General features: G+C 45.9%; 19 protein-coding genes. 2 read left to right on the forward strand and 17 right to left on the reverse strand.

Features of this window, described 5'->3' with window-relative positions; all coding sequences use genetic code 11:
- Positions 1-300 precede the first annotated feature (300 nt).
- The 6 genes from yaaA to EL84_RS33175 all read right to left on the reverse strand — a co-directional run bounded on the left by yaaA (position 301) and on the right by EL84_RS33175 (position 3,760).
- Entirely contained in the window at positions 301-1,053 is a 753-nt protein-coding gene (gene yaaA, locus EL84_RS26390; RefSeq protein WP_047843656.1) for a peroxide stress protein YaaA, read from the reverse strand.
- Between the two features lie 214 nt (positions 1,054-1,267).
- A complete protein-coding gene (locus tag EL84_RS26395; protein ID WP_082219137.1) occupies positions 1,268-2,146 on the reverse strand; it encodes a prohibitin family protein in 879 nt (292 codons plus the stop codon).
- Positions 2,124-2,282: a hypothetical protein gene (locus tag EL84_RS32340; protein WP_200904545.1), complete on the reverse strand. Its 159-nt coding sequence runs from the start codon at positions 2,280-2,282 to the stop codon at positions 2,124-2,126. Before EL84_RS32340 ends, EL84_RS26395 begins: the two co-directional genes overlap by 23 nt.
- A 216-nt stretch (positions 2,283-2,498) precedes the next feature.
- Positions 2,499-2,759, reverse strand: a complete 261-nt coding sequence (locus EL84_RS26400) for a DUF3139 domain-containing protein (RefSeq protein ID WP_047843658.1) — start codon at positions 2,757-2,759, stop codon at positions 2,499-2,501.
- Between the two features lie 81 nt (positions 2,760-2,840).
- On the reverse strand, positions 2,841-3,272 hold the full coding sequence (locus EL84_RS26405) for a hypothetical protein (RefSeq protein WP_047843659.1): 432 nt from the start codon (positions 3,270-3,272) through the stop codon (positions 2,841-2,843).
- A gap of 308 nt (positions 3,273-3,580) precedes the next feature.
- Positions 3,581-3,760 carry a hypothetical protein gene (locus tag EL84_RS33175; RefSeq protein ID WP_370739102.1) on the reverse strand — a complete coding sequence of 60 codons (180 nt, stop codon included), beginning with the start codon at positions 3,758-3,760 and terminating at the stop codon, positions 3,581-3,583.
- A gap of 336 nt (positions 3,761-4,096) precedes the next feature.
- Between EL84_RS33175 and EL84_RS26415 the strand changes: the two genes are divergently transcribed.
- Complete coding sequence (locus EL84_RS26415; protein ID WP_047843661.1) at positions 4,097-4,867, forward strand: hypothetical protein; 771 nt, start codon at positions 4,097-4,099, stop codon at positions 4,865-4,867.
- 157 nt (positions 4,868-5,024) lie between these two features.
- Here EL84_RS26415 and EL84_RS26420 read toward each other — a convergent pair whose 3' ends face one another.
- The 6 genes from EL84_RS26420 to EL84_RS26445 all read right to left on the reverse strand — a co-directional run bounded on the left by EL84_RS26420 (position 5,025) and on the right by EL84_RS26445 (position 11,975).
- A complete protein-coding gene (locus tag EL84_RS26420; protein ID WP_235431594.1) occupies positions 5,025-5,912 on the reverse strand; it encodes a cell wall hydrolase in 888 nt (295 codons plus the stop codon).
- Positions 5,913-6,190: 278 nt separating this feature from the next.
- On the reverse strand, positions 6,191-7,408 hold the full coding sequence (locus tag EL84_RS26425) for an MFS transporter (RefSeq protein WP_036614537.1): 1,218 nt from the start codon (positions 7,406-7,408) through the stop codon (positions 6,191-6,193).
- 113 nt (positions 7,409-7,521) lie between these two features.
- A complete protein-coding gene (locus tag EL84_RS26430; RefSeq protein ID WP_036674932.1) occupies positions 7,522-8,337 on the reverse strand; it encodes a carbohydrate ABC transporter permease in 816 nt (271 codons plus the stop codon).
- A 49-nt stretch (positions 8,338-8,386) separates the two neighbouring features.
- Positions 8,387-9,259, reverse strand: a complete 873-nt coding sequence (locus EL84_RS26435; protein ID WP_017687487.1) for a carbohydrate ABC transporter permease — start codon at positions 9,257-9,259, stop codon at positions 8,387-8,389.
- Between the two features lie 3 nt (positions 9,260-9,262).
- Positions 9,263-10,537 carry an ABC transporter substrate-binding protein gene (locus EL84_RS26440; RefSeq protein ID WP_047843662.1) on the reverse strand — a complete coding sequence of 425 codons (1,275 nt, stop codon included), beginning with the start codon at positions 10,535-10,537 and terminating at the stop codon, positions 9,263-9,265.
- A gap of 253 nt (positions 10,538-10,790) precedes the next feature.
- A complete protein-coding gene (locus EL84_RS26445; RefSeq protein ID WP_047844427.1) occupies positions 10,791-11,975 on the reverse strand; it encodes an LLM class flavin-dependent oxidoreductase in 1,185 nt (394 codons plus the stop codon).
- A 693-nt stretch (positions 11,976-12,668) separates the two neighbouring features.
- Between EL84_RS26445 and EL84_RS26450 the strand changes: the two genes are divergently transcribed.
- Positions 12,669-13,541, forward strand: a complete 873-nt coding sequence (locus EL84_RS26450) for a helix-turn-helix transcriptional regulator (protein ID WP_047843663.1) — start codon at positions 12,669-12,671, stop codon at positions 13,539-13,541.
- A gap of 443 nt (positions 13,542-13,984) precedes the next feature.
- Here EL84_RS26450 and EL84_RS26455 read toward each other — a convergent pair whose 3' ends face one another.
- The 5 genes from EL84_RS26455 to EL84_RS26475 all read right to left on the reverse strand — a co-directional run bounded on the left by EL84_RS26455 (position 13,985) and on the right by EL84_RS26475 (position 20,139).
- The gene (locus EL84_RS26455) at positions 13,985-14,908 is read right to left on the reverse strand and encodes a hypothetical protein (RefSeq protein ID WP_047843664.1); all 924 of its coding nucleotides are present in this window, start codon (positions 14,906-14,908) and stop codon (positions 13,985-13,987) included.
- 8 nt (positions 14,909-14,916) lie between these two features.
- On the reverse strand, positions 14,917-16,284 hold the full coding sequence (locus EL84_RS26460; RefSeq protein WP_047843665.1) for a nucleotide sugar dehydrogenase: 1,368 nt from the start codon (positions 16,282-16,284) through the stop codon (positions 14,917-14,919).
- 154 nt (positions 16,285-16,438) lie between these two features.
- Positions 16,439-17,242, reverse strand: a complete 804-nt coding sequence (locus EL84_RS26465; RefSeq protein ID WP_047843666.1) for a response regulator transcription factor — start codon at positions 17,240-17,242, stop codon at positions 16,439-16,441.
- A gap of 265 nt (positions 17,243-17,507) precedes the next feature.
- On the reverse strand, positions 17,508-18,908 hold the full coding sequence (locus EL84_RS26470) for a glycosyltransferase family 2 protein (protein ID WP_174806433.1): 1,401 nt from the start codon (positions 18,906-18,908) through the stop codon (positions 17,508-17,510).
- A gap of 22 nt (positions 18,909-18,930) precedes the next feature.
- Entirely contained in the window at positions 18,931-20,139 is a 1,209-nt protein-coding gene (locus tag EL84_RS26475) for a HEAT repeat domain-containing protein (RefSeq protein WP_047843667.1), read from the reverse strand.
- Position 20,140 lies beyond the last annotated feature (1 nt).

Raw genomic sequence — 20,140 nt, forward strand, 5'->3', positions numbered from 1 at the left:
GAGTCCGATAAATCATTATCGTCATTTTCCTTATTTTAGGACATAGTAAATTAGTCCCTAAATTCAGGGACTTTTTTCCTTTTATATCTCAGATAACAATTTAAAATATAACCTGTCATTACCCTGATACAAAATAGAATAATAGATTAGATGCAGTTCAAATGCTTTTTCAATTGAGTTTATCTTTCCTATTTAGATTAGGACTTAGATTTAATATCTGAAAAATAAAAAAGCCGCCAGTTGGCGACTTTTAATTGAATCAAATAGTTATCATTCTGGTACATGATCAGCGCACAGCAGCTACTGTACCTCTGCTTGTATAAAAACAAACGTACTCTCGTCGGATCGTTCTTCTGAAAAAGCGAAATTCAACCGATCAAAGTTTCTTACGTCCTTCACCTCTGCAATCTTATGCTCTGCCATATAACGTACCATTTCACCTCTGGCCATTTTAGCCCAGGTTGCCTTTTCAACAAGCTTCCCATTGACCATTTGTCCGAATACACAAGTAATGAACCGGGTTTCCTCGCTCAGAAAAGGCAAAATATTTTTGCTATACTCTTTGGAAGCCAGATTTAGGATGTAGTTGCTTTCTGATTGAAGCTGATCTGCGAGTTTGCTGCCCCAGAATTGATAGAGCGATTTGAAGCCCGGACCTTGCAACTTGCCCTGCATCTCCAACCGATAAGGGGTAACCCCATCCAAAGGCCGTAACATGCCATAAAAACCGGATAATATGCGTAAATGCTGCTGAAGATACTCTAATTCCTCATTTTGAAAAACACCCGGAGCCATATATTGATACTGAATACCCTCATAGGCATATATTGCTGGTGTCAGATTTTCCTTTATATTCATATTCCGAATCCGCTCCACGTTCTGTTCGGCGATTGCATCGTTACACTTCCACATCGCTTTGAGTTCGTCATAGGACAACTCTTGAAGCAGACTCAATAGCTGTTCTGACTCGTTTATAAATTGCGGCATCTGCGCGATAGCCATAAGATCGGTATCAATCTTCATCTTTTTAGCTGGTGATATGATAATTCTCATCGTGCTGATCCATCCTTAATCTACCGTTGTTTTTGTCGTTATCCATTGTACAGGATTGGACAGGCGAATCCAATGCCAAGGCTTAACTAAATCCCTCGTAGTACCTTTGAAAAGACTCAAAATGAACAAGTCAGCCCACGATTGGACCGGCTTGTTCATTAGAATTCAACACATTCAATTGGTGAGAAAGCAAGGCGTGCAACTCAAACCGCTATTAGGGAGATACGCTCCCCGTGCCGCTATTTTGCTCTGTTTTTGTAGTCGGCAATTGAATCATTGGCGTATTTGACCCACTTACATATGGAAGGGCTCCATCCCATTTCTTGATGGTTTCATATTCAACGAGTTGACTCGATAATGATTGTTGAAGTTCTTTATTTGCTTTAGCTTGACCTTCTGCTTCGATCAATAGTTTGTCTGCATTACCTTGCGCTTCCACGCGCTTGCGATCTGCTTCTTTCTTGGCGATCTCCAGTTCAGTCGTTTTACGTTCCAGTTCTTGAGAAGCTTCAACACGCTTATCGATTGCTTCCTGAGTCTTGGCGTCAGGTTGAGGAACACCTACAGTAACGTTTGATACAATAAAGCCTAATTCTTTAACGTCATCAGAAAAACGTTGTTGCACGTCTACTCCTGCTTCGGATGACTTTTCACCATAAACATCAATGACTGTAAACTTGGAAATCCCCTTACGAGCTGCGTCACGGAAACGTGTTTTGAGATATGTATCCTCAATTTCTTGAATGCTAATTGGCCCAAATGTATTGAATATAGAGGATACTTTACTTGGTTCTACTTGGTAGTTGTAGGCAAAATCAATTGTGATGTTTTTCCCGTCAGAAGTAGCAATCTGAATATCTCTGTATTCCACCGTTTGAATTCGGATAGGATATTTCGTCACTTTATCAAACGCTCCAACGAGTTTCCACCCTTGACTCAGTGTGCTATCTTTTACGCCTCCATTTGGTGAATAAACGACCCCAACATATCCATTAGGAATTCGTGTTAAAAAGAAGGTCACCATTAGCACTCCCACAATAATAACTAATGCAACCGCAATTGCCCCTACCCTAAACGTCTTTGAATTTTTCATCACCATTCTCCTCTTGTTTGAATGTATTGTATTTCTTCAAAATTCTACTACCTATTTTATTGAATAGCGGGAACATTAATGACCATAGAATAAATGCTAGGATAAAAATTAAAATGATCCCCCCAATAAATGGCATATCCGTCCTCCCCTCTATGGATGTAACCGAGTACAAATTTATAAATGGTAACTAATTATATCCTCCTTTATATATACTTTGTAAATTCGTATTAGGTTTCAAGGATATTCATCGCTTGAACTACTATTAGATAAAGTAGAGAAGAAGATGGGGAGTGAGGGACGTCCAGTATCCAGTTATTCCTATCAAGAAAGGGATCATCAATTGATCTAGGAATTATGGATCAGGCCATAGTTGCATCCATTGCTCTTCTCTCTTGGTGTATACAACTTCCTGCGGATTGTCCTTGAATTTGACGACTACAGGATACATCGGCATTTTACTGCGACGAGCAGTGATGCTAATGATATCATGTTCATCCACACCCTTTTCAACGATTAAATACGTTCTTAAACCTTCTTCAAGTTTCTTCATATCATTCTTATATGAGCCGTACCATGTGACTGAAGCTATGACAACTAATATAAGTACAATCAGTGATCCTTTTAGAAACTTCTATTCTATCGGCCAAAAAGAAAAAACCTTAAGGACATTGCCCCAAGGTTTAAGCGTAGGAAATTATACATGTTCATTATAAGAAATAGACTCAAATAATTGACCAAATACAGGTATTAGTTTAGTTGCATACCAATTTACGTCAGTTATTTTGTTATAACTTTCTACATCAAGGACTTTTCGATTGATATCAGGACTCATAAGTATGGTACCATTCTCTTCAATTAAAAATGTTCCCCCTACATCAGTATCTTTCCAAGTCATTGCCACTCCAATTAATTCTCTTTTATTATCCTTTATGACTAAAATCTTTAGTAACTCCTCTAGAGGAATTGATTTGCTCCGCCAATTAAAGTAATTATCGTCTCCAATTGGTAGATAAGTTACTTTTCCTTGATCGTTATAAGACCAACCGAAATCTTCGAGTTTGCGAAGAATAGTCATTCTTGAGATTTGCTTTGATAAACTTATTTCAATGGATATTGAAACAGACATGCAAAATCCCCCTTATCTTTAATCTAAAAATCCCTTGAATCCAATCCCTTTTTTAGTTAGCCAATCTTTGATCTGCTGAGGTATTTTTCGTGTTTGAATATAAGTAATTTATAAATTGCGGCATCTGCGCGATAGCCATAAGATCGGTGTCGATCTTCATCTTTTTAGCTGGTAATATGATAATTCTCATCGTGTTAATCCATCCTTAATCTACCGTTTTTTTTATCGTTATCCATTTTCCAGGATTGGACAGGCGAATCCAATGGTGAAGCATAATATCTTCTTTTGTCTTAGTAAGTATGATTGCTTTATTCATTCGGATTAGGCGTCAGCTGAATCCATTCATCTGTAAAGTTGTAGATATATTCCTGCGGATTGTCCTTGAATTTGACGACAACAGGATACATCGGCATTTTGCTTCGACGAGCGGTGATGCTTATAATCGTATTCCCATCTATTCCTTTTTCGGCGGTTAAATATGTTCTCAAATCATCCTCCAGCTTCTTCATGTCACTCTTATAAGAGCCATACCATGATAAAGAAGCGATGACAACTAGTGCAATTATAACTAATGAGGTCTTTAGCAACTTCATTTTACTCACCCTGACTTTAATTTATATTCTAATGATCCTAAATTTTAACAAACTGATTGAACCCGCTTATTTGGAATAGGCCCTTGCTACTATATCAGATCAAAACTTGTCAATATGCTATTACCTGAAGTTGGGTCGATATTCTCATGAGTCACCATGATCTGTTTTGTTATGATTATAAATAAAATACATTTATATTAATAGGGTCTAAGAGAAAGGGTGCCGCTTCTTATGTTTATTGTTCAACTACTGCTCGCTCTCGCACTTTTGGGCGGTTCAGACAGCTCCAATGATACCACATCTACACAACTGGAAGTAAATCCGTTACTGCCTCACCCTGCTTATTCTGAACTTGTCTTGGAATCCGGTTTAAAGCCTTTCCGTTCTGAACTAACATACAAAGGACTTGAACCAGACTATAATCAATTTGAGCAGGCCGCTAAAATTCTTCAGGACAAGCTTTTGGAAAGCGCACTACCCCCGCTTCTATCCAAATCCGGAGATACAGGTACATTTGATTACGGCGGACAATTAAAATTGTTAAAAACTGTCCCTCTGAAGCAAAGTATTGAATTCGGCCCATTAACTATTCATATGATGGATGCTCAATTATTAGAGGCTAGTGATATTCCAGATGATACTCGTAAAAACATTTCTATTCTGAATCAAGAAGATATCGGTCCTGATATAACTTATATCAAAATCATCTACAGTGTGGAAAATACAACGGATCAAAACATCGGATTTTACGGTTTGAATTCCATCCATCCAAACACAGGTAAACCTATCTCAGCAGATCGTAATTTCATGAGAAAACCCTATGTTTATCATCAATATGACGGCGTAGTCATGGATAATATGGGCTATGGTTTAGTATATACAGATGACCCCGACAAGCTGGAATCCATTGAATTGGTTTTCAATAGAATCTATGACTATGACACTGGAGAAACCATTGTAGAGCCTACTTCATTGAATATCCCTTTCACGGTCCAGAAGTAATATTAAACTTATATTTGCTTCAATTTTAAGATACCATTTTTCCACGATATAATAATTATTAAACCCCGGCCATGTACCTGCAGATGAGCAGCATACAGCCGGGGTTCCTTGTTGTATTAAGAAAATACATTTGTTCTATCTATAAACTCAAACTATCTTATCTCGTAAAATCATGCTGCCCAATAGTCAGCAGCGTTGGCCTGCTCTTACTCCACACCGAAGTGGCGATCTTCGGATTGTAATAATAGAGCGCTCCGTTTGTCGGATCAGCGCCATTCAATGCCTTACGAGCAGCCCTGTAAGAAGTCTGGGTTGGCTTGGTATTAAACTGCCCATCATCTATAGCCGTGAATTGCCCTTTCTGGAAAATAACCTTCGAAATAGACGACGGGAATTCACTCGAATGTACCCGATTCAACACAACCGCTCCTACAGCGACTTGCCCTTCAAAAGACTCCCCGCGCGCTTCACCGTGGATCAGCTTCGCCAACTGGCGCAGCGTCTCGCCCTCGGCTTTGGCCTTTTTGTTCAGCCTATTCAGCGTCGCTGGACCAGCAACACCGTCTGCACTCAGTCCCTGCGCCTGCTGGAACTTGCGGACAGCACCTTTGGTGATGGTACCGTAATATCCAGTCATTCCGGCGTCAAAGTACCCCAGATCGCTTAATTGCTCCTGCAATTGCAGCACATGCTCGCTACGAACGCCCTGTTCCAACTTCTGTGCTCCCGCAGAAGGAGCTGCCACGGTCAAGCCCAGAGTCAATGCGCAGGCACCGAGAAGCATACTGACCCGCCCTGCTCTTTTGCCAGCCATGTTACCCTTCCCATGAGTGACTTTCCGACTGACAGTGATAGGTTCCATGTTGTCAGCAAACGTTAATGGATTCAGCCCCTCATTCGTGCTATCAACTGTAGTCCGTTCATTACTGTTCATATGGCTTCCCCCCTTCATCTCTGTCATCTCACTTACGCTATCTAATTCACTTATCATATTCTTTTCATTGATTTCATTCGGTTGATCCATTCCAATATTATTCTTCATCATTCCATTAACCTCCACTTTTCTGAATCCAGATCCCACATCTTCCTCCTGAATCCTCACGGTTGGACATCCCGAGTGTCATTATAGGATATAGAAAAAATGAAGTCTATCGGACCGATGACGCAGTGAAAAAACGACACCGAACATAACAAAAAGAGGCATGAGCCCATGGTCACACCATGGTCATACCCCTTCTTCTATCAACCTTACAACGCTTGTCCAACCCGGCATTTTCGTAGGCTGGCAGACCCGTACAAAAGTTGCGTTGTATTTATTGACAATTACTCAGCAAGTTCCTGACCCTTCGTTTCCCGGCCCCAGAACAGTACAGCTGCTGCGCCAATGAGGATTGTCACGAAGAAAATCGTGAAAATTAGGCTGATTGCCACTTCGCGTTGAACCAGCATACCGACCATTAATGGAGCCAGTACGCCACCGATTCGGCCAACCGATGTGGCAAGGCCAACACCTGTCGAACGAACGGAAGTCGGATACAATTCCGGGCTGTAGGCGTACAGACCACCCCAGGCTCCCAGATTGAAGAAGGAAAGACAGATTCCTGCGGTCAGGATCGTCGCTTCCGTTGTTGCCAGTCCGAACGCAATCGCACTGAATGCGGTCAAGGTAAGGTACACAACAAGTACGAACTTGCGACCGTAACGTTCAATGAAGTACGCCGCGGTGAAGTAACCTGGCAACTGTGCAATCGTCATGATCAGCACGTATTGGAAGCTTTTGACCAACGTAAATCCTTTTGCCATTACAACCGAAGGCAGCCACAGGAACATTCCATAATAAGAGAAAATGACGGTAAACCACAAAATCCAGAGCATCAACGTTGTACGGCGATGTGGTGCTGACCAGACGGTAGCCACTTTCTCGCGGAACGTGATTTTATGAAGCTTGGTATGATTCTTGTACCGCGGCGGGTCCTGAATGGCACGACGCAGATATAATGCATAGAACGCCGGAAGTGCACCAATGGCAAAAGCAATTCTCCATCCGTACTCCGGAATGACAAAGTTGGCAATGAGCGCCGATACAATCCAGCCTCCTGCCCAGAAACTTTCCAATAATACAACGGCACGTCCACGTTCTGCTGTAGGCATCGACTCCGATACCAGTGTGGATGCCACGGGCAGCTCTCCGCCGAGTCCAATGCCTGCAACCAGACGCAGTGCACACAATACGGCAAATCCAGTCGCCAATGCAGACAGACCGCTTGCAATCGTAAAGATTAACAAGGTCCACATCAGTATGGCCTTCCGTCCAAAACGGTCCGCAAGTGCACCTGCAAGCAAAGCACCTAGTGCCATACCAATGGAGTTAATACTCGTAAGCACGCCAACTTGTCCGGGACTGAGACTCCATTCCTTGGCGAGTGCAGCCACGATAAAGGAGATCATGCCAACTTCCATCGCATCAAACAGCCAGCTCATGCCGGCACTGAACAGCAGCTTGCGCTGCTTGGGATTCCGCAATACTTCCAGTTTGCTCATCACTTATAGCTCCCTTGATCTCTATGTAGTCATTCTGACACTAAATCATTATTATGCAGAATGCTCCAGAAATCAATGCAAAATAAGCTTTTCCTTCCTATTTCTGCGATACCTTACCCCTTGAGTGAACCCGCTGTCAGACCTGCAACAAAGTAACGCTGGAGCAGAAGGAACAATGCAATCATCGGAATGGCCGTTACCAGCACACCCGTAAGCATCATCGGATAGTTCGTCACGTATTCTCCGCGGAACTGCATAAGCGCGAGCGGTAAAGTGAGCTTGGACTTACTGCTGAGCATCAGCATCGGAATAAGCAAGTCATTCCATACCATGACGAGCAGGAACGTAGCCGTTGCCGCCAGCGAAGGTGCAGCCAGTGGCAGTGCAATTCGCGTATAGAGTCTCCATTCGCTTGCTCCATCCATACTGCCCGCTTCCAGAATCTCCGAATTGAGCATGCGCATGAAGCCTGTCAGCATAAATACAGAGACAGGCATCAGCATAGCCGCGGATACGACAATCAATCCCGTGAGACTGTCCGACCACCCGAGTGTACGCGTGAGAGAATAGATCGGCAGCATACTCACTTGGGAAGGAACGATCAGACCTGCTACGAACAGAGCAAACACGATTTTACCTACACTACCGCCCCAGCGGACAATGGCGTAAGCAATCATGCTACTCAGCAACAACTCAATTGCAACAGTACCAAGCGTCACGACCAGACTGTTCCCGAAATATTGCCACATCGGCTGATTGCGGAACATGCCAGTGATGTTATCCCACGTAAACGGGTCCGGCCAGCTGAACGGACTGGTGAAGAAGTTGCTGCTTGTTTTGAACGAGGATACAAACACAAAGTACAGCGGCACCAGAATCAGCAGCGCGTACACCAATAAGATCAGGCGATTGAACCATTTTAAAAACATGTGGACTCCCTTCTGCCTCGGTTGCAGGATGAATGCTCCATCATCAACCTTAATAGCTTACCCGGTCGGCACGCAGTGCCTTGAACTGCAACAGCGTCAAGAGCGCGAGCAACACCAGGAAGATCATGGAACCGGCAGAAGCCAGACCAAATGAATAGCTGCCAAAGGCGGTATGATAGATATATGTTGTCAAAATTTCAGTTGCGTAGTTCGGCCCTCCGTCCGTCATTGTGAAAATGAGGTCAAATGCCTTGAACGACTGAATCGTCGTATAGGCCACAACAATCGTTGCCGAAGGTGCCAGCAGTGGCCAGGTCACGGTACGAAATACCTGCCATTTGCTGCCGCCGTCCATGCGAGCCGCTTCATACAGTTCTGCCGGAATACCTTGCAGACCTGCGATGAATACAATCATCATCTGTCCGGCATGGGCCCATACCTGTACCGCAGCGATGGAATAGATGGCGATTTTGGGATCTCCAATCCAGTTACGAGCAATGCTGCTCATCCCAGCTTCATTCAGTCCATAGTTGATTAGTCCGATAGATGGATCATACATAAATGCCCAAATCAGTCCAACCGATACGGAGGACAGAATCGCAGGCAGGAAATACAATGCCCGAAGCACGATGCGTGTCTTGGTATTACGTACCAAGAGTAGAGCCAGGACAAGTGAAATAAAGGTTTGTGCAATAACAACCGTTAACATGAACTCCACGTTGTTGCCAAAGGCTTTGCGGAATACGATGCTGCTGAGACTGTCCTTGTAATTATCCAGCCCTACAAATGCATACGACGGGGATACCCCATCCCAATCCGTAAAGGAGTAGAACAGCCCCGTCAATGTAGGAAATACGAACAATCCAACGTACAGCAGCAACCCGGGGATCAGAAACAGGGATAGCTGAAGACGGTTTTTCATCGTTTATTTCCCGATATGCTGATCAATGATCGCTTGTGCCTGCTGTGCTGCTTCTTCTGGAGAAGTGCCGCTCAGTACAGCCTGGATGGAGTTGGTTACTGCTTTTTGATTATCTCCGTTCAGGATGGTGAACCGTGGCTGGAACACGGTCTTTTTGGTTGCCCATTCTCCGGCTACCTGAAGCTCAGGCGTATCGTACTTCACATCATTCACCGTTACATTTTGTCCCGTTTGGTTGGCATAGTCACTCGCTACATCGGGTTTGCTAAGGAATTCGAGGAACTTCTTCGCTTCTTCCGGATGTTTTGACTTGCTGTTCACCGCGAGCATGAACGTAGTAGTATGCACTCCTTCATACTTCGCTTGATCTGCACTTACTGTAATCGGTGCAAGCAGTTTTTGCTCCAGATTAGGATTCTGCTGCTTGTTCTGTGCCAATTGATATGATCCGCTCGCCAGCATGGCTGCTTTCTCTTGAATAAACAGCGCTCCAGCCGCAGGGTCTTTCGTACCCAGTGCATCCTGCTGGAAGTAACCTTTATCGTTCAGTTCCTTGACTTGAGTCAACGTTTTCACCCAAAACTCATCCGTCAGTTTGGCTTCGCCAGCTTCCACTTTGGTAAAAATGTCGTCACTCGGTGCATTGTTCATCACCATTGTATTCATGAATTGCCCTGGGCCAATGTCCGCTCCGGCAAAGGCAATCGGAATGATGCCATTGTCTTTCAGCTTCTGGCAAAGGGCCAAGAAGCCTTCCCAATCGGTCGGCGGCGTCAAGCCGTATTGTTCAAACAGTTTTACATTATAAATTGGATCATTATATACGAGTTGATACGGGATCGCATATTGCTTGCCATCGTGCTGTCCTGATTCAATCAGCTTTGAATTGTAGGCCGACAGAAACGATGATCCGGTCAGGTCCGTGAACAATCCTGCTTTCGTGAAGGCTTCGAACTGTGCACCCGGGAAGGAAGCAAATACATCTCCTACCGAACCGTCACTGATTTTGGATTGTACGGTGGACTGATATTGATCGGAGGGCAGTGTCTGCATCTCCACTTTAATGTTCGGATTAGCTGTCTCAAAAGCGTCAATGGTTTTGTTCAGTGCTTCCACATCTTCTCCACGCCAGTGCATGAAGCTGATCGTAACTTTACCTGAACCCGAGGAACCGTTCTCTCCAGATGACGCATTATCCCCACCGCCGCAAGCTGACAGCAGGATGGACATCACCAGCATACTGACAAGCGGCAGGATCAATTTTTTATTTTTTTTCATGAAAGACGACCTCCTGAGGATGATTAATGTAAGTTGCACGAAAGTTTTTACACGGGGCACTCCGAGTGCAGTACCATCTTCCGATCGCTGTTATCCCCGGATTTTTTGAATCATTTTTCTCAATGGTTAAAATCCGGGGATAAAGGCAAGATGATGCTTACGAAGTAGCTTTCTTTCAGAAAGCTTTTAGCTTCGCTTCTTCAGATCGGTTCTGTCCTCTCCGTTTTCGTATAAAAAGATTAGTTAAACTTACTTAGTTAGTAGTAACTTGATGCTGCTTCTGTCTTGTTTTCCATTTCTCGCGAATGATCGGCATCACGGTACGTCCGAAGATTTCGGCCTCTTCCAGATGCGGGTAACCGGACAGAATGAAAGTCGTAACGCCGAGATCTCCATATTCCATCAGACGTTCTGCGACCTGTTCGGCTGTACCTACAATGAGGATCGCACCCCCGGAACGCACAACGGACAAGCCTGTCCACAGGTTAGGACCTACAACAAACTGCTGCTTCTCGGACAGTTCCCGTAGCTCGTTCTGTCTGCGTTGGTTGGTTGCATCCGTCTCGGCAAAAGCGGCTTTGGCTTTCTCAATCGCTTCTGGTGGTACTTTGCTAATAATCTCCCAAGCTGCTGCCCATGCTTCTTCTTCGGTATCCCGAATGAGTACCTGAGCACGCATGCCGTAACGCAATTGACGATCTTGTCCTGTTTCCTCTTTCACCTGCTGACGGATGACCTCAATCTCTTCGATCTGCTCCTGAATCCAGTCATGAGGCTCGCCCCACATAAGGAACGTATCCGCATGTTCAACAGCGACCTTCTTGGCAATCGGAGAACTTCCTCCCAGATAGAATGGTGGATGCGGATTTTGCACCGTCTCCGGCATGCCTACCGGTCCTTTGAAATTATAATACTGGCCGTTGAATTCAGGATTGGGATCGCTGGGGGCATCTGCACCAGAGTTTGAACCACTACCTGCAAACTCCGTCAGATTCAGTCCCGTCGATTGAGTCCATGAACGCTTCATGACTTCCATATACTCGCTCGCCCGCACATAGCGTTCATCATGCGCATGTGCCAGTGGATCGCCGAGTTCCTCCAGATCTCGAACAGAACTGCCTGTCACTACATTGATCATGGCGCGACCACCAGAGAGCTGATCCAGTGCGGCTCCCATTCGTGCAGCGAGTACGGGTGTAACCAATCCCGGGCGAATGGCGACAAGGGGACGCAATGTCTTCGTGTGACTCATCACAGCTGAGCCAACCACCCACGCGTCCAGACAGGCTCCCCCTGTCGGAATCAGTACAAATTCGAATCCTGCCTTCTCCGCCGTCTGTGCCACATCAACCAGATAATCCAAACTTGGTTCCCGCTCCGGAGCAACCCCTACATACTTACCATCCCCTGCTGTAGGCAAAAACCATCCAAACTTCATCTCTTCGTGTTCGCTCACAAAAGTCAATCCCTTCTATGAATAAATAAAGTCTCATGTTAAAAAAAAGATCACTGTTCTGCAACTTGGCCGTTCCGGTTACGAATCGTTCTTACGATCACTGTTATCTCCAGATTTTTTGATCCCCTTTTCTAAGGGGAAATCCGGAGATAAAGGTGAACACTACGTTTCTTCAGAATCGATTTCGTCCCCTCCACTACGTTTGCACTGGTTGAAATTGATTTTTAAAGTGTGCCTAATTTCTAATTCATTTTCAAAGTAAACATCCAAATGCCGATTAATTAACTTGGTTTAATAGGTATGGACATCATAACAATTGATTTGTATGTGAGCAATGTCATTTCGCGGTAATTTCATTTTGTCATTTTGTGGTCTTTTCTCAGATTTAGGTCTTCCTGATCTTGAATATATATAAAACCCACCTGTATAATAGGTTTAAATACGTGTTCAAAAAGTCTGGTTTTCAGTACCGAGAAGATCGAATGAAGCTAGAAATGGAGTAGCGGAGCGTAGGAAAACTACGTGAGCAACGGACATTTCGGCTGAATTTCAGCTTCGATGTTGATAATGCCACTAGGCATGATTCGTAATCAAAAGTGGACTTTTTGAACTACATCTGTAAGCCAAACTTTTGGAATGTACAAACGATACTTATACAATAAAGAGGTGTTCCTGATGACCGAGAGCATGAAGGAGGACCACCATGAGTTTTTGGATATTATTTTCTTCACTCCATCTGAATTCGAGAAAGCTGGTGGCGCCTGGCCGATTCGCATCGGCCGTAATAAAGCCAAGACCAACTATCATATTGGCCCGCGCACTACACCTTATTATTATTTGCTATTTGTGCTGGAGGGGGAAGGTACATTCATACAGAACGGACAGCGTCACACCCTTCGTGCCAGGGATGCGTTCTGTCTGTTTCCACATGTTACCCATGAGTACTGGACGGACCCCGAGGATACGTTGCAGAAAATATTTATTGCCTTTGATGGTGCACATGCAGCCGAACTGCTTTCCCGAATTGGACTTACACCCGACTCACCATACCGTTCAGGTGTACTTACTCCGGAGACTGCAAGTGCCATGCGCTCATTCATGGAGGATGTTCGCAAACCGCAGGACGGAGCGAGTGATCTGGGACGACTCACCCGGTTTCTAACTCTATTCGACCGAATTGCCCGGTCCCCCGCAACCAAAGGATTCCAACCTGATTCAACCACGCCTTGGCTCCAGAAAGGCAAGGAATACATGGACATTCATTTTGCAGGCGGCATCTCCGTGGAAGGTGTGTCCGCTCATGCGGGTGTGGATCGAACCCATTTTGCCAAACAGTTCCGCAAAGCCTATGGTCTGTCCCCTGTGCAATATATCCAGCAATTGAAAATGACCCAAGCCAAACGTCTACTCGTGCAGACGCCGCTAAGCTTAACTGAAGTGGCTCATTCCGTAGGTTACCCGGACTTGTTCTCCTTCTCTAAAGCGTTCAAAAAGCAAGTCGGTCTGCCGCCCAATCGCTATCGCACAGCGGAGAGCACGAAAGAATGAGGGAGCGACTTTCGCTCCTCAGCCTATAACTCAGTCTCGTGTACCCTGACTTGTGTACGATACCGCGTCTACTAAATTGCAATGAACGCCTAAGTGTCATATCCTGCACATCATAGTGCTGCGAAACCCATTACTATATAAATTGAACTAAACATTTACACGGGAACGGAGAGGACAGAAATAACCTGAAGAAGCGGAGCGTTCGCCTTTATCACCAGATTTTCTCCTTTGTAAAGCCGAATATAAAAAATCTGGGGATAACAGCGATCAGAAGGTTGTTCTGTCATCGGAGTGGCAAGTGTAAATTTTCTTTAGTTCAATTTATGTAGATCCAACACCAAAAAAGGCAAGCCCCTTTAACCCGGTACTTGCCTTCTTTCTATACTATAGTCTTGACTACACGTACTACCTGAAACTAGAAACTTTTTTACGTTGACCTAACGCTATTCCTTCTTCTCATCCTTGCGCGCAAGTGGAATACCGTTCTCCTTCGCATACCATGCTTCATAATGATGCACAGCCACACCTGCAAATGAAGAATGCGAGGTACCGAGATCAAACACCTTTGCCATCTCTTCATTCATATTGCTAACCGGTTTACGGAAAAAGGTCAGGTGATCCCCCTCGTGTGTATCCGCGAGTTCCGCTCCGATCCAGACTTTCTTGCCGAGATCATCCGCTTCGTCCAGTTCTTCCTTGGACAGATCATACATCTGCTGCCCACTATCCCGGTAAGCCATAATGGCCACCGCATCGAAATGGGAGATCACCCAGCGACTGAATGTACCCTCACCTTCAGCCGACTGACGGGCATCAAGCCAGAACGGAATGGCAGCACTCATGTACAGTCCGGCATCCTCGCCGGCTTTTGTCCAGGCCTTCATGTTGTTCTGCCACTCTGCAATGACGCTGCTCTCCTCGTTCTCCCAGCGCTTCAGCTGATACGGCTCCACATCCAGTTGAATGCCTTCGAAACGTTCATTCTTAGCGGAAGCCGCATTGTATGCTCGTACTCGCTCGATAAAAGCAAGCCCTTCATCCCGCTTTTCCTCATAGGCCCAGTCTGCATGACCGTTAAGTCCATGCACTTCAATCTCAGCCTGTCGGGCAGCCGCAATGAATTTACGGTATGTTGCATCAGGCACCTCATCCTGGATTTGAAGGAAGATGGTATCTACGCCCTGTTCTTTGGAAAAAGCAATAATCTCAGGCGTTTGCTCTGCAATAATGGACGCGTCCCACAGCCAGGTCGCTTTATGTTCCTCTGCCGAGAACCATTTGAACATCCAGGACAGAAGCAGCAGGCACAACACCACAGCCAGAATGGCCCATTTCGCCATACCCACCAGTTTGCCCCGTTGCCTCATATATTTCCTCAGACGAGCAACGCTTCACTTGGCTCAAGCACAGGATGCTGTACCGAGTGACCAATCTTGTAGATATGCGGATGTGTGTACGAACGGAAGGCATTACGTGTATCCAGAATCGGTACACCCATCTCGGCAATATCAAAGTAAGGCAAATCGCTGTGGTTGGTGATCAGCACGATGCAATCGTACTTCTTGAACTGCTCCAGATTGAACACTTCGCTGTGTACGGTCTCCCCATGCTTATCCTGGAAGGAATCCGCATGTGGATCGTAGTAGCTAACGTTAGCTCCACTTTCCTTGAACAATTCATATACTTCCAGTCCTGGTGATTCACGCAGGTCGGCAATATTCGGTTTGTACGACATACCGAGGAGCAGAATATTGGATTTACGTACGGATTTAGCGTATTCGTTCAGAATCGTTGACGTTTTGTTCAACACATAATATGGCATGTTGTCATTGGTGGATTGCGCCAGTTCAATGAATTTGCTATAGAAACGGAAGCCTTTGGCCTTCCATGACAGGTACATCGGATCAAGCGGAATGCAGTGTCCACCGATGCCTGGGCCTGGATAGAATGGCATGAAACCAAATGGTTTCGTCGCCGCCGCGTCAATAACTTCCCAGATATCAATGCCCATACGGTCACACATCATCGCCATCTCATTTACAAAAGCAATGTTCACACTGCGGAATGTGTTCTCCAACAGTTTGGACATCTCAGCCACTTTTGGTGAGGATACCGGTACTACGGTTTCTACATATTTTCCATATAGCGCTGTTCCGAGCTTCAAGCAAGCTTCAGTTGTGCCCCCGATTACTTTCGGCGTATTAAATGTTGTGAAACGTCCGTTCGACGGGTCCACACGTTCAGGCGAGAAGCAGAGGAAATAGTCTTTACCTGCTTCTTGTCCGATCTTGTCCAGCTGCTGCTGGATCAGTTCTTCGGTTGTACCTGGATAAGTGGTGCTCTCCAGCGTAATCAGCATGCCTGGTTTCATGTGCAGTTTGATCTGATCCACAACAGTCTCGATGTAAGACGTATCCGGGTCCTGATTCTCACTAAGAGGTGTCGGTACGCAGATACTGAGGGCGTCGATCACACGCAGCATGCTGTAATCTGTCGTTGGCTGGAAACGACCGCTTTGCATTACTTTTTTCAACTCATCAGACGAAATATCGTGAATATAGGAATCTCCTTGATAGATACTTTCTACTTTGGACGCATCCAGATCAATTCCGATTACCGTGAAACCTTGATTGACCATTTCCACGGCAAGTGGAAGTCCTACGTAACCGAGCCCGACAACGCCGAGTACAGCTTCTTTATTTTCAATCGCATTCAGTAATGTGTGGAATTGTTGATTCTCCATGATATTCCCTCCGGGCAGTGTATTTGGTGGTGCTTAAAATCCATATAAATAGATGAGTGTCTGTGCTCTAAATGTTGCTCTAATCTATCTGATTCATAGTGTAAAAAAAGCTATTACTTTGCACTTCACACAATCAGTTGTTCCAAGCTGTCTTCTAATGCAGGCAGCGTCTGATTCGGGCATCCAGCTCTACAGGCGAGAACGGTTTGGTCATGTAATCATCGACTCCGCTGCGGAAACATTGACTAATCGTCTGCTCGACACGCTGTTCGGTCAACACGACAATTTTGGGTGGCTGCTCCATCTCCAGATTCTGAATATGATGGATGAACGGCAGACCATCGATGCCATACAGATTCAGTTCGGTGAGCACCAGATCTGGTGTGACTTTCTCGATCAACTCCAGTGCAGCCAGTCCATCAACGGCTTCATAAGTTTCGTATCCCTGCATCTTCAACCGCAATTGCAGGAATTCGCGTACCGTCGGATCGTTGTCCACAATCAAAATTCGTTCCGGCTCGTCCGCCGTATTGTCCAGCGTGTAGATATGAATTTCCGACGAATCTACGAGCTTCGAGGACTCAGCCATATGCTGAATAGTTGCCTTCGAAGGGCGCTCCCCTTCCGGGAAACTGGCCAGTGTAATCTGTGGATCGGCACCGGGTACAGTCTCTTGCAACTCATGTTTGATCCGAAGTCCTTCATAATGAACCTCATCCAGTGACAACCCTGGCAGCAGGACGGCAATCGCCTGGGTGGCCCCATCCTTCCACACCTGGAAGGCAGACTCACTCGTTTGCTCCAGATGTGTCCTGACCTGCTGCTCAGGTTGAGAGTTTCCTGCACAATGGATGAACATTAAGCCGCATGTTTCGGCACCCGTTTCCTTCAATCCCTGTTCTACACTTCGGTACACATCAACGGCAGCCTCACGCTGCAATGTCGCCGTATTTGGCATGTTCTTTTCCACCCTTCTCCTCGATTATCTATAAGTCCAAAAAATATTATTTACACTGCCACTCCGATGACAGAACAACCTTTCGATCACTGTTATCCCCAGATTCCTTTATACAAGGGGAAATCCGGGGATAAGCGTATGCTTTCGATGCAGCTTTCTTTCAGAAAGCTTTTAGGTGCACGCTTCGCTCTTCAGGCTTTTTCTGCCCTCTCCGTTATCGTGTAAATGTCTAGTTGGACATATAATTGCTTTGATTATTCTTTAATCAAGCGGCTTCGCTTGTTTTCTTCTCATCCTCGGACCAGCTTTGACGTGTCATAGTACCCCATGAGTTGTTGTTTTGCATGAACTGCACATGTCCCTGCAATCTCCACAGTACACCGAGCTGGTGGTAACCCACGAATTTCAGCGCGGAGTAGACGAGCATTTTGACCAGATCGGAGAGTTTGTTGTAACGTTTGAAAGCAATCTCCTCCAGGACAAGTGCGCCCACACTCAGCAGATAACCACTCACAAAGTTCAGCAGTCCGAACAGAACCAGAATCGGCCATTGCGTCATATCCAGAAGGACATATCCAGCGAGAGCCAGAAGTCCGGTAATCCGGAAATACGGGTTGAGCGCTTCAAAAAGGACGTTATATGGCATGGTCACCATACCCATAACCTTATATTTCGGATTGAACAACATGCCACGATTCTCGATCATGTTCTTCAGATTCCCGCGGCCCCAGCGCTTACGCTGACTGGACAAGATCCGGTAGGAATCCGGTGCCTGCGTCCAACATACGGCCTCAGGACAGAAGGCAATGCGGTACTTCAATTTGTTTTCCAGCATGTAACGGTGAAGTTTGATGATGATGTTCATGTCTTCCCCAGGATAACCATCCCGGTATCCACCCACGGCGATTACAGCGTCCTTACGGAACATGCCGAAGGCACCGGAGACAATGATCAGACCGTTCATGTGACTCCAGCCAATCCGTCCGCCCAGGAAGGCTTTGAGATATTCAATCGACTGGAACATGGGCCAGATCTTGCGTGGCAGCGATACATCTTGCACTGCCCCGTTTTCAATTTTGCAGCCATTGGCGATCCGTACATCTCCACCGATAGCTACCGTCTCTTCCGGATTCTCCATATACATGCGTGCCATGCGGATGAGGGCATCCTTCTCCAGCAACGAATCAGCATCGATGGATGAGATTAGCGGATAATGAGACAGGTTGATCCCGGCATTGAGGGAATCGGCCTTACCGCCGTTTTCCTTATCAATGACATACAGATCCGGGAACTCCGGGTTATGGTAGATCCCACGAATTTTCTGACAGGCGATCTTGCCCCGAATCTTCGTATTGGGTACTGGCTTCAGACGATATTCTTCCAACAGGATATTCAGTGTCGCATCACTGGAGCCATCATTCACAACAATGACTTCATACGTTGGATAATTCAGTGTCATCAGGCAGTTTACATTTTCAATAATCGTCAGTTCCTCGTTGTATGCCGGTACCAGCAGAGAAACCGAAGGTACCAGTTCCGAGCCTGACAATGTATTGTATTTGGAATAATGCGACCGCCGGAAGATCGTCCAGATGTTACGGAACGATAAGGCCAGAATGGAAAAATAGAGCGTATTTACAAAAACAACATAGTAGATTGCGACCATGCCGTAGATTAATAGTAGATCCCTAAGCAGTGTAATCCCCTCCTACCGTAGCGACACCTGTGCGTTTCTTGCTGGTTCTGTTCTCTCGTACAGGGCCAAAATAGCGATCGTACAGCAGTCTTTTTTTGTTATGTGCAATCATCTGCTCTACAGCTCTGTCATCGGTTCTCGTGTGCTGCATGGTACTCTCAATCTGCTGCATCGCAATCTCGCGCTCAGCAACTGTACCTTGCACCGCAGCCTGACACAGCGCTTCGAATCCCGGTTCACCGAGCTTGCTCAGACTCTCCGCACTGTTATATCGAACTCTCCAGTCTTCATCCCGAAGCGCTTTGCGCAGCAATGGAATGCTGCCAGATGCATGCTTGTAACCAAGCGCTTGTACCACTTCGGCGCGAACTTCCGGATCGGGGTCCTGGATCAGCTTCAGGATTGTCTCATCCCGGAGTGCCGGACTTGCGCTAAGATACAGCTTCACCGCCTCGGCACGTACATCCTGATGTTCTGCGCCTACCAGTCTGTCGAGTGCAGGCATCACTTCAGGTACAGCCTGTCCCCACATGGCAACCAGTCCGACTTTGACAAAATCAGGATTCCGGTCTTCCAGCAATTCAATTAGAACTCTGCTCGTATCCAGACTCGTTTCGAGCAGAATATCTGCTGCCAGATGGTGAATGGACTTACCTTTGGTTAACAGCAAAGCGAGCATGTCTTTCAGTTCACCTTGCCGAGTCGCACATCTGGAGATGGATCGACCAATCATAATGGCCATCGGGCCCGGTTTCTCATCCTTCAGTAATTCCATCAAACCCGGAACGGCTTCGGGACAACGCATGCCACCCAAGCGATAAGCTGCATCAATCTGGCGACCATAACGCAGACGGCCCAGTTCCTTCAGATCATGCTCTACGAATCCTGCTTCACGGCACAGTGCGATTAATTTGTCGCGATACTCACCCTTGAACTGGTCGATCCATTCAATCAGTCTGTCCTGAATGACTCTGCGTTCCAGCGGAGCCAGTTTGCCTGGTGGCAATCTGAGCGGACTATTCTCGGTCAAGGCTGTTTGCAGATAGGTGAAATAGTCACGCTGCTTCAATTCATAAAATGCCGTCTTGCGTCGTTTGCCATTGTGGGACATTTTCATGGCAAACAATACGATGACGCCTACAACAACAAGTGCGATACAGATGTACAAAAACAGATAGGCCAAAGCCAAACTTGGAAACATG

The sequence above is a fragment of the Paenibacillus sp. VT-400 genome (genome assembly GCF_001029205.1).
Taxonomy (GTDB): Bacteria; Bacillota; Bacilli; order Paenibacillales; family Paenibacillaceae; genus Paenibacillus; species Paenibacillus amylolyticus.

Excerpts from the sequence above, each read along its gene's own strand:
- yaaA (WP_047843656.1), bottom strand. The coding sequence starts at position 1,053 with ATGAGAATTATCATATCACCAGCTAAAAAGATGAAGATTGATACCGAT.
- EL84_RS26395 (WP_082219137.1), bottom strand. The coding sequence starts at position 2,146 with ATGAAAAATTCAAAGACGTTTAGGGTAGGGGCAATTGCGGTTGCATTA.
- EL84_RS32340 (WP_200904545.1), bottom strand. The coding sequence starts at position 2,282 with ATGCCATTTATTGGGGGGATCATTTTAATTTTTATCCTAGCATTTATT.
- EL84_RS26405 (WP_047843659.1), bottom strand. The coding sequence starts at position 3,272 with ATGTCTGTTTCAATATCCATTGAAATAAGTTTATCAAAGCAAATCTCA.
- EL84_RS26415 (WP_047843661.1), top strand. The coding sequence starts at position 4,097 with ATGTTTATTGTTCAACTACTGCTCGCTCTCGCACTTTTGGGCGGTTCA.
- EL84_RS26420 (WP_235431594.1), bottom strand. The coding sequence starts at position 5,912 with ATGATGAAGAATAATATTGGAATGGATCAACCGAATGAAATCAATGAA.
- EL84_RS26425 (WP_036614537.1), bottom strand. The coding sequence starts at position 7,408 with ATGAGCAAACTGGAAGTATTGCGGAATCCCAAGCAGCGCAAGCTGCTG.
- EL84_RS26430 (WP_036674932.1), bottom strand. The coding sequence starts at position 8,337 with ATGTTTTTAAAATGGTTCAATCGCCTGATCTTATTGGTGTACGCGCTG.
- EL84_RS26435 (WP_017687487.1), bottom strand. The coding sequence starts at position 9,259 with ATGAAAAACCGTCTTCAGCTATCCCTGTTTCTGATCCCCGGGTTGCTG.
- EL84_RS26440 (WP_047843662.1), bottom strand. The coding sequence starts at position 10,537 with ATGAAAAAAAATAAAAAATTGATCCTGCCGCTTGTCAGTATGCTGGTG.
- EL84_RS26445 (WP_047844427.1), bottom strand. The coding sequence starts at position 11,975 with ATGAAGTTTGGATGGTTTTTGCCTACAGCAGGGGATGGTAAGTATGTA.
- EL84_RS26450 (WP_047843663.1), top strand. The coding sequence starts at position 12,669 with ATGACCGAGAGCATGAAGGAGGACCACCATGAGTTTTTGGATATTATT.
- EL84_RS26455 (WP_047843664.1), bottom strand. The coding sequence starts at position 14,908 with ATGAGGCAACGGGGCAAACTGGTGGGTATGGCGAAATGGGCCATTCTG.
- EL84_RS26460 (WP_047843665.1), bottom strand. The coding sequence starts at position 16,284 with ATGGAGAATCAACAATTCCACACATTACTGAATGCGATTGAAAATAAA.
- EL84_RS26465 (WP_047843666.1), bottom strand. The coding sequence starts at position 17,242 with ATGCCAAATACGGCGACATTGCAGCGTGAGGCTGCCGTTGATGTGTAC.
- EL84_RS26470 (WP_174806433.1), bottom strand. The coding sequence starts at position 18,908 with ATGGTCGCAATCTACTATGTTGTTTTTGTAAATACGCTCTATTTTTCC.
- EL84_RS26475 (WP_047843667.1), bottom strand. The coding sequence starts at position 20,139 with ATGTTTCCAAGTTTGGCTTTGGCCTATCTGTTTTTGTACATCTGTATC.